This is a genomic window from Lamprocystis purpurea DSM 4197 (genome assembly GCF_000379525.1).
In the GTDB taxonomy this organism is placed as follows: domain Bacteria; phylum Pseudomonadota; class Gammaproteobacteria; order Chromatiales; family Chromatiaceae; genus Thiodictyon; species Thiodictyon purpureum.
On the sequence record NZ_KB902457.1, the window covers coordinates 1 to 1,671 of the forward strand.

4 protein-coding genes are annotated in these 1,671 nt (G+C 70.7%); all 4 read right to left on the reverse strand.

Annotated elements, in window-relative coordinates:
• Nucleotides 1-95: 95 nt before the first annotated feature.
• Nucleotides 96-395, reverse strand: coding sequence for a hypothetical protein (locus A39O_RS0108930; protein ID WP_020504324.1), 300 nt, complete (start codon nt 393-395; stop codon nt 96-98).
• Entirely contained in the window at nt 385-876 is a 492-nt protein-coding gene (locus tag A39O_RS0108935) for a hypothetical protein (RefSeq protein WP_020504325.1), read from the reverse strand. The genes A39O_RS0108930 and A39O_RS0108935 overlap by 11 nt, the downstream gene beginning before the upstream one ends.
• On the reverse strand, nt 873-1,070 hold the full coding sequence (locus A39O_RS32765) for a hypothetical protein (RefSeq protein WP_020504326.1): 198 nt from the start codon (nt 1,068-1,070) through the stop codon (nt 873-875). The genes A39O_RS0108935 and A39O_RS32765 overlap by 4 nt, the downstream gene beginning before the upstream one ends.
• A gap of 232 nt (nt 1,071-1,302) precedes the next feature.
• Nucleotides 1,303-1,671 (reverse strand): hypothetical protein (locus A39O_RS32770; protein WP_157639879.1); only part of this gene is annotated, 369 nt, incomplete at its 5' end.

A 1,671-nucleotide genomic window follows, 5' to 3' on the forward strand; every position in this document is an offset into this window, starting at 1 on the left:
GTGTCGATATCGCCGTGCTGGTCAGGGTGAATCCGCTGTACCTGCAAGTGGCAAGCGGCGGCCCCGCGGTGGTGACCTACTGCGTCATGTCCTAATCACCGCGGCCGTTCGCCGCGGAAATCTCCGTGTCGCACGTCGGGCGCGGCCGATCCCGGCAGCGCCCGATACCAGCGCCCGGCGTAGGGCACCAGCCGCTCAGCGGCCCCATAGCGGCGGAGGTCGGTCCCTGGATAGACCGGATGCGCCGCCGACCCCTGCGCGCGCCATGGCGCCGCCCGGTAGTCCCGGATCGCGGTGCCCGGCAGCGTCGGGGCGATCCAGCCATCGGCGGCCCGCAGCGGGGCCGCCACCAGCAGCCCAACCAGGGCGCAGGTCAGCGGCGCGTTACCAGGCATGGAGCGCCCCCACCACCACCTCGCAGGATTCCGGGTCACCGCCCGCGCGGCGGCGCACCGGCTGCTCCGGCAGGGCCTGGCCCAGCCAATCGGCGACGGCACGGGAGACGCCCGCGGCAGCCGCCCCGACCCACACCATGACGCGCACGCTGGGCAGGTCCAGCACGAGATAGCCTTGGGTCTGACCGACGACCCAGGTCACCGGATCATCCCGACACCCATCGCTGAGCGCCGTCGTGTAGGCGGTGCCAAGGTCATCCCAGGCCAGTTGCCCCGGCGCGGGGTAGCGCTCGGCCAGCGCCTCCGCGGCCTCGGCGGGACTGAGGAACGCGGCGCCATCCAACAGGGGCTGATAGCTGCCGATGTCCTCCAGGCGGACCACCGTGTCGCCGCTGGGGTCGACCGCCAAGGTGACCGCGGCCGGCCGGGCGCGCGGATACGGGGTCAGGGTGGCCAGCGGGATGATGCGGTGGGGAGTCATGCGGCGCCTCCGGCGTCTGTGGTTGCGTAGTGCACCGCGAGGTCGCGGGTGGCGTGGTAGTGGGACTGGAACAACACCCCCAGGGCATCGCGCAGCAGCCGCCCGGCCAGAGCCAAGCGATGACGCGTGTTGGTGGCGGGGTCGACGTGGACGATGGACAGGATCATCGCGAGGGGGGCGGGGGGCATGTTCATGCGGCACCTCCAAGGCTCGTCCAACGGTCACATCCGCAGTTGGCTCCCGTCGCCCAGCCGCTGGCTCGCCCCTCCTGCGATGGGGCAATACAAGACCATCCCTTGCCCGACAGGGAGCGCGCCAGGTGACGGCACGACGCGCATATCTTCCCCGCGTGCTCGACCTGACGCGGGCTCTTCCAGCCGGCAAAATAGCGGGCCTGTTCCGAGACCGTACCGTACTTGTCCGCCCTCATGCGGAACCCCAGGCGTCCTTTGCCAGTTGCAGTTGCGCTTGGATCGCGAGCCAATCGGGGCGCGGCGGCAGGGCCTTGATCTCCGCGTCGGTCATCTTGCGCAACTGGGCCGGCGTCCAGGGCGCGCGGTTGCCAATGACCTCCACCAAGAAGCGGCGGCGCGCTTCGACAAACCCGGCGGTAAACGCCGAACAGGCGGCCTCGAACCAGGCGGTTTCGGCCATGGCCCGGTCGAAGTCGGCGGCCGGCAGATCGGCCAGGGTGCGCAGCGAGAACAGGACCCGCAGGGCGTTGTGACCGTGCTGGGTCCCCTCAGCCCCAAAGAGCCAAGAGGTAAACGCGCGGCTGTTGGCCGTGCTCAACTG